The following is a 7,752-nucleotide window of genomic DNA, read 5'->3' as shown; positions in this document are numbered from 1 at the left end:
ATTGGATGTGCAATGTCACGGTATTCCCCGTCTAAAGCTTTCTTGCTCGGCATGGCAATAAAAAGTCCCTTTTCCCCTTCAATAATCTTAATGTCATGTACTACAAACTCACCGTCCATCGTAATAGACACAACTGCTTTCAGTTTCCCTTCTTTTGCCACCCTGCGTACGCGTACATCTGTGATCTGCATTAGCTCCTGGCCCCTTTCTTAAGTCGCTGCTACTGTAAATTACAGTGCATATCTTTCGTTTTTTTCAACTACGATCCGCACACCGTTTTCTCCGACATAACGCGTATTGGCTCTGATTGTGTCACGGCTTTCTACAATACAATTTTCAATATACGTATTGTCCCCCAGATAAACGTCGTTCAGAATAATAGAATTCTTAATGACACAATTATTTCCGACAAAGGTCTTTTTAAACAAAACAGAATTTTCTACCGTTCCATTAATAATGCTTCCACTTGCAATCAGGCTGTTCTTCACCACTGCCCCGGGGTTATATTTTGCCGGTGGCAAATCACTTACCTTAGAATAAATGACCGGATGCCCTTTAAAGAAATAATTTCTTACTTCCGGTTTCAGGAAATCCATATTTGTCTGATAATACGCGTCCACCGTCGCGATGTTGCTCCAGTAGTCTTTTATTTTATAACCGTATATTTTCTTCAGATTCTTATATCTGATTAAAATATCCGTTACAAAATCATGTCTCTCTTCTTCTGCCGAATGTTCAATAAGGTCAATCAGTTGGCGGCGTCTGATAATATAGATCCCGGTTGAGATGGTATTGGAATTTGCAACCATCGGCTTCTCTTCAAATCCTTCTACCCGCATATCTTCATTCATTTTCAATGTTCCGAATCTTCTGGCGTCTTCGCCGGGCTCCAGATCCTTACACACAATCGTAATATCCGCCTGTTTGGCTATATGATATTCCAGGACTTTGTTGTAGTCCATCTTATACACTGCATCTCCCGATGTAATAATCACATACGGTTCATGGCATCTTTTCAGAAAATCCAGATTCTGATAAATGGCATCTGCCGTCCCTCTGTACCAATAGCCATTATCATGTGTAATGGTAGGCGTAAATACATACAGACCGCCTTGCTTTCTTCCGAAATTCCACCATTTGGAGGAATTCAGATGCTCATTCAGCGAACGGGCATTGTACTGAGTCAGCACGGCAACTTTCTGCACATGCGAATTGGACATGTTGCTCAGCGCAAAATCAATTGCCCTGTAGCTGCCTGCGATCGGCATTGCTGCCACCGCGCGTCTGTGAGTAAGTTCTTTCATCTTGTTGCTGTTCCCACCGGCTAAAATAATTCCTACTGCTCTCATACGCGCTCACCTGCCTTTATCAATGTCTCGCCGCTTTCCAGAATCCCATTCGGATAGTCTTCCCGAATCGTCACTCCGCTGACGGCAGTATTCTTGCCAATCTGAACCCCGTCCGGTATCACAGAATTTTCACCGATTGTCACCAGCCCAAAAGAGTAAATATCCGGCTTCATCTTATTCGGCGCTTCCCCGCCGGTTCCAAGGGTTACATTCGCCCCGATTTTAACATCTTCCGCTATGATTGCCTTGTCAATGATACAGCCGCTTCCGATTTCCACATCCTTCATAATGATTGAATCACGGACAACCGTACCTTGTCCTATAGTTACGCCGGAACCGATGACACAATTACGTACTTCTCCGTAAATCTCTGCTCCGTCTCCGATGATGCACCTTTCTATCACGGACTGATCCGATATATATTGCGGAGGGATAATATCACTGTTGGTATATATTTTCCAAAATTCTTCATACAGATTAAATTCCGGAATAATATCAATCAGCTCCATATTCGCTTCCCAATAAGATCCCAGCGTCCCCACATCTTTCCAGTAACCATTGTATTCATAGGCAAACATTCTGCCTCCCTGCTCATGGCAATGCGGGATAATATGCTTCCCAAAATCACATCCCGGCACATCGCGCAGCTCAATCAGCGCCTTTTTCAGTACCGGCCAGCTAAATATATAGATTCCCATGGACGCCAGATTACTCTTAGGTTCCGGAGGCTTCTCCTGGAATTCTGTAATACGGCCGCTGCCATCTGTAATAACAATGCCGAATCTGCTCGCCTCTTCCATCGGCACCGGCATCGCAGCGATCGTAACATCAGCATGGTTCTCCTTGTGGTAATCCAACATCACTTCATAATCCATCTTATAAATATGGTCTCCTGACAAGATCAATACATAATCCGGGTTAAAGGTCTCCATATAATCCAGATTCTGATAAATGGCATTCGCTGTTCCCGTATACCATTCACTGCCTCTGCTCTTCTCGTATGGCGGCAGAATGGAAACTCCGCCCACGTTCCGGTCCAGATCCCACGGAATCCCTATTCCTATATGTGTATTCAGCCGCAGCGGCTGATACTGGGTCAGCACGCCCACCGTATCAATTCCTGAGTTAATGCAGTTGCTGAGCGGGAAGTCAATAATCCTGTATTTTCCTCCAAAAGCAACGGCCGGCTTGGCAACTTTCGCAGTAAGAACACCAAGTCTGCTGCCTTGTCCTCCTGCCAGCAACATCGCTATCATCTCTTTCTTAATCATGTCATCACCCCTTCTCAGTAATTTAAATATATTTATTATACCATAATAAATAATTTTAATAAACGAATTTTACAAAAAAAGTATGTTTTTCCAGCCTATTTTATTAAATAGTGACAAAAAATACAGCTTGGCTTTTTTGGCATATATGTTTATAATAATATAGATAAACATATATTTTTATGACTGTTATAAAAAAAGATTGCGCAAATAATAGAGAGGTATACAACTTATGTATAAAATTGATTTCAACCAGCCAGTTCATGTACATTTTATCGGTATCGGCGGCATCAGTATGAGCGGTCTTGCAGAGATTCTTTTAGACGAACACTTTACCGTGTCCGGTTCTGACGCAAAGGAATCCGCCCTGACAGACCATCTCTCCCGGATGGGAGCTAAGATTTTTTACGGTCAGAAGGCTTCTAATATTATTCCGGGCATTGACGTCGTAGTCTATACTGCCGCCATCCACGAAGACAACGAAGAATTTGTGGAGGCCAGACGCCAGAATCTGCCTATGTTAAGCCGTGCAGAGCTCCTCGGCCAACTGATGTCTAATTACAAGATTCCCATCGCCGTCTCCGGCACGCACGGGAAAACTACCACCACATCTATGCTGTCCCACATCCTTCTTTCCGGCAAGAAAGATCCTACAATCTCTGTAGGCGGAGTCCTGAAGGCAATTGGCGGCAACATCCGTGTAGGCGGTTCCGAAGTCTTTGTAACGGAAGCATGTGAATACACCAACAGCTTTCTCCATTTCTTTCCAAAGATTTCCATTATCCTGAACATTGATGCCGACCACCTGGATTTCTTTAAAGATCTGGATGATATCCGTCATTCCTTCCGGAAATTCGCAGAGCTTCTCCCGGAAGACGGAACGCTGATTCTCAACAGCGAAATACCGGATCTTGCCGGATTTACCGCCGGGCTGCAGTGCCATGTGGTTACCTTCGGTTTAACAGACGGATCTGATTATACTGCCTCTGGCATCACCCACGATGAAAAAGGAGACGCTTCCTTTGATGTAATGAAACACGGCGTCTGTCTAGGACATATCCGGCTTGCGGTAGCCGGCGATCACAATATTTCCAATGCACTTGCCGCGATAGCCGCCGCAGATCTGCTGGATGTTCCGGTAACTGCAATGCAGGACGGCCTCTCCACCTTTACAGGAACCGACCGGCGCTTTGAGTACAAAGGAGAACGGAATGGATTCACGATCATTGACGATTACGCCCACCACCCAACAGAGATTCGGGCAAGCCTGACCGCTGCCGCTAACTATCCCCACAGAGAGATCTGGTGCGTATTCCAGCCCCATACCTTCTCCAGAACCAAGGCCTTGTTTTCTGAATTTGTAGACGCTCTGACTCATGCCGACCATATTGTGATGGCAGATATTTACGCCGCCAGAGAGACAGATACCCTGGGCGTCTCCTCGGAGCAGATTGCAAATGCCCTGAAGAAAAAAGGCGTGGATGCATATTACCTGCCCTCTTTCCGGGCAATTGAAGATTTTGTGCTGGAACATTGTAGGAAAGGGGATATGTTGATAACTATGGGAGCCGGAGATGTGGTAAATATCGGGGAATCTCTACTGGCAGACTAATTTATCCACATTATCCACACAATTTTATCCACAAAAAACCTGATTTTTAGCTCAAAAACTTCTTTTTTGCTCCCCCCTTCCTGTGCTATCATATATCCACAGGATTTGAAGCATAAGGACGGGTAGATAAGATGACGAAATTGATATTAACCAATCATGTGCAGGGGAATGCAACTCTGCTGGAGAACGAATTTATAGACAATTATATGCCGAAAGCTAACGGAGAGTTCGTAAAGGTATATCTTCTCCTGCTCCGGCATCTGAACGATCCTTCCGTGAGCAGAGACATATCGGGAATTGCCGATATTCTGGACTGCACGGAGAAGGATGTTATCCGCGCGTTAAATTATTGGAAGAATCTGGGGCTTCTTGACTATGAGACTATGCCCGACCGGGATACAAAGGCAAAGACTGGGACAGTGGCAGAAAAAACGCCTGAATCAGAAGCAGAACCAAAAACGGATGTCCCTCATCCGCAGAACATTACGGCTTTTAAGAACCGCCGGGAACTGAAAGAATTATTATTCGTAACCGAACAATACCTGGGCAAGACTCTGACCGTAACAGATATTAACACAATTACATACTTTTATGACGAATTAGGCATGTCTGTGGATTTAATTGAATACTTGATTGAATACTGTGTGGAGAATAACCATAAGAGTATGCACTACATTAAGAAAGTAGCGATTTCCTGGGCAGAGCAGGATATTAAGACGGTAAGCGCTGCCAAGAACAGCACGCTGCTTTATAACAAGAATTATTATTCTGTACTGAATGCGTACGGCATCAAAGGACGTGCCCCCGCGCCTTCAGAAGCCGCTTATATCCGCCGCTGGACAGAAGAATACGGGCTGCCGCTGGAGCTGATTTTAGAAGCATGCAGCCGCACCATAGAAGCGATCCACCAACCGGGCTTTTCATATACCGAGAAGATTTTAAAAGACTGGATGGATAAGAATGTCCATTCCTTACAGGACGTCCGTCTTCTGGATCAGGAATTTCACCGAGAGAAGCATTTAAAGAAATCTCCCGCTATACAGAAATCTGCATCCGGGAAGCCCTCTCAGAACAGGTTCAATAATTTTGAGGGGCGTACCTACGAAGACATGGATGACCTGACACGCAGATTAATACAGACCAGGTAAGACTCCTGGCAAGAAGGGAGGCCATTTTGGCACTTACGAATTCTCAGCATGATTACCTGATGCGCATATACGAGCAAAAACAATTAGATAATGAGAACCGTCTGCGCAGACGTTTTGATGAAGTTTATCAAAAAATACCGGAAATAAAGACTCTGGACAACTCCATCTCTGAATTAAGTCTTGAACAGGCGCGCAGATTATTAGATGGAGACGAAGATGCATTAACCATATTAAAGCAGAAGCTCCATCTTCTTTTTGAGCGGAAAAAGGAGCTGCTGACGGATAACGGCTATCCTTCTGATTATCTTGAGAAGGATTACTCCTGCCCAGACTGCAAAGATACCGGATATGTAGATGGGAAGAAATGCCATTGCTTTCAGAAGGCTGCCATTGATTATCTCTACACCCAGTCAAATCTGCAGGAAATTCTTGACAGAGAGAATTTTAATACCTGTTCGCTAGAATACTATTCCAGCAACCATATAGACCGGCTGACCGGCCGTTCTTCCCTGGAAGCCATGAAGACTGCTCTGAAAACATGCCACGAATTTGTGGATACCTTTTCCACAGATTTCCGCAATATACTCATGTACGGCGACACGGGAGTCGGAAAGACTTTCCTCTCCCACTGTATCGCAAAAGAACTGCTCGAGCAGTCTTATTCCGTAATTTACTTTACTGCATCTCAACTTTTTGATATATTAGCGAAGTATACTTTTGAAAAAGATGCAGACGCAGGGCTGGCTCACGACCATGTTTTAGACTGTGATTTACTGATTATTGACGATCTGGGAACGGAGTTCGCCAATTCCTTCACCACTTCACAGTTATTCATTTGTCTGAACGAACGGATCCTGCGGAAGAAATCGACCTTGATTTCCACCAATCTGGCATTGGAGGACATAAGAAACATCTATTCGGAGAGGATTTTCTCCAGAATCACAAGCACCTATACAGTGCTTCGGATGACCGGTGATGATATCCGCATCCAGAAGAAACTAATGAACAAATATTAACAAATGGGAGGTACTTTTGAAGATGCTGCGCAGAAGCGAACGTAATTTGGACAATATTCCGGTTGGAGCTCTTGGAGTGATTGCTCTCGACGGCTGTCAGGAAATGGGGAAGAAAGTTGATGATTATCTGGTAAAATGGCGCCACGAAGAGGGACACAAATATAAAGATAACATTGTGTTCAACGGCTATGAGAAAGACACCTACCTCATCGGCGCGAAGGTTCCCCGCTTTGGCTCTGGTGAAGCGAAGGGAATTATCGCAGAATCCGTGCGTGGGAAGGATCTTTATCTGATGGTGGACGTCTGCAACTATAGCCTGACCTATTCTCTCAGCGGACATATTAATCACATGTCACCTGACGACCATTATCAGAATCTGAAAAGGATCATTGCCGCCGTCGGCGGAAAAGCAAGGCGAATTAATGTGATTATGCCATTCCTTTATGAAAGCCGCCAACATAAGAGAAGCAGCCGTGAATCTCTGGACTGTGCCCTTGCTCTTCAAGAGCTGGTACGCATGGGAGTCGACAATATTATTACCTTCGACGCTCACGATCCCCGTGTGCAGAACGCCATTCCTCTAAGTGGGTTCGAGACGGTCCGTCCAACGTATCAATTCGTAAAGGGACTGATTATGAACTACAGCGACCTTCAATTTGACAGTCAGCACATGATGGCAATCAGTCCGGACGAGGGCGCCACAGAACGTGCTGTGTACCTGGCAAGCGTCCTGAATCTGGATATGGGAATGTTCTATAAAAGAAGGGACTATACCCGGGTCGTAGGCGGCCGCAATCCTATCATTGCCCACGAATTCCTGGGAGCTTCCGTAGAAGGTAAGGACGTAATCATTTTGGACGATATGATTTCCTCCGGCGACAGTATTCTGGATGTTGCAAGACAATTGAAACAAAGAAAGGCAAAGAGAATCTTCGCCGCTGCAACCTTTGGATTATTCACCAACGGACTGGACAAGTTCGACAAAGCATACGAAGAAGGCATTATCGATTCTATTCTTACAACGAATCTGATTTATCAAACGCCTGAGCTTTTGTCCAAGCCTTATTATATCAGCTGTGACATGAGCAAATATATTGCCCTAATGGTGGATACCTTGAACCACGACGGCTCTATCAGCAGCATCCTGGATCCCAGCGAGAGAATCCAGCACGCGCTGAAGAATTACCAGTTGGGCAAGGAAGTAGAAGAATAACGGATATTAAAAAGCTGCCATCGGCAGCTTTTTTAGTCCAATATGATCTTATTATAAGAGATTGCATATTCCGCAAGAACTGCGCATCCGTTCCAGAGGAACGGAGCGCCATTCCGCTTCAAACTGAGCAAAGCTCAGCAGGTTGA

General features: G+C 44.9%; 7 protein-coding genes. 4 read left to right on the top strand and 3 right to left on the bottom strand.

The genetic code is table 11. From position 1 onward, the window contains the following. The 3 genes from spoVG to OCV99_RS16635 all read right to left on the bottom strand — a co-directional run. Positions 1 to 191, bottom strand: a 191-nt coding sequence (gene spoVG / locus OCV99_RS16645; protein ID WP_158372076.1) for a septation regulator SpoVG, incomplete at its 3' end; no start/stop codon positions are given. 39 nt (positions 192 to 230) lie between these two features. After that, positions 231 to 1,349 (bottom strand): glucose-1-phosphate adenylyltransferase subunit GlgD, encoded by a 1,119-nt coding sequence (gene glgD, locus OCV99_RS16640; protein WP_158372048.1) that lies wholly within the window; start codon positions 1,347 to 1,349, stop codon positions 231 to 233. Beyond that, positions 1,346 to 2,620 carry a glucose-1-phosphate adenylyltransferase gene (locus OCV99_RS16635; protein WP_158372046.1) on the bottom strand — a complete coding sequence of 425 codons (1,275 nt, stop codon included), beginning with the start codon at positions 2,618 to 2,620 and terminating at the stop codon, positions 1,346 to 1,348. The genes glgD and OCV99_RS16635 overlap by 4 nt, the downstream gene beginning before the upstream one ends. Before the next feature lie 229 nt (positions 2,621 to 2,849). Between OCV99_RS16635 and murC the strand changes: the two genes are divergently transcribed. The 4 genes from murC to OCV99_RS16615 all read left to right on the top strand — a co-directional run bounded on the left by murC (position 2,850) and on the right by OCV99_RS16615 (position 7,606). Beyond that, a complete protein-coding gene (gene murC, locus OCV99_RS16630; protein ID WP_158372044.1) occupies positions 2,850 to 4,229 on the top strand; it encodes a UDP-N-acetylmuramate--L-alanine ligase in 1,380 nt (459 codons plus the stop codon). A gap of 131 nt (positions 4,230 to 4,360) precedes the next feature. Beyond that, the gene (locus tag OCV99_RS16625; protein ID WP_158372043.1) at positions 4,361 to 5,377 is read left to right on the top strand and encodes a DnaD domain protein; all 1,017 of its coding nucleotides are present in this window, start codon (positions 4,361 to 4,363) and stop codon (positions 5,375 to 5,377) included. 26 nt (positions 5,378 to 5,403) lie between these two features. Further along, entirely contained in the window at positions 5,404 to 6,393 is a 990-nt protein-coding gene (locus OCV99_RS16620; protein WP_158372041.1) for an ATP-binding protein, read from the top strand. Positions 6,394 to 6,415: 22 nt separating this feature from the next. Beyond that, positions 6,416 to 7,606, top strand: a complete 1,191-nt coding sequence (locus OCV99_RS16615; RefSeq protein WP_158372039.1) for a ribose-phosphate pyrophosphokinase — start codon at positions 6,416 to 6,418, stop codon at positions 7,604 to 7,606. Positions 7,607 to 7,752: the final 146 nt, after the last annotated feature.

Origin of the sequence: Dorea acetigenes (assembly GCF_025567385.1) — a bacterium.
GTDB classification, from domain to species: domain Bacteria; phylum Bacillota; class Clostridia; order Lachnospirales; family Lachnospiraceae; genus Claveliimonas; species Claveliimonas acetigenes.
This window is presented reverse-complemented; position numbering and strand designations above follow the sequence as displayed.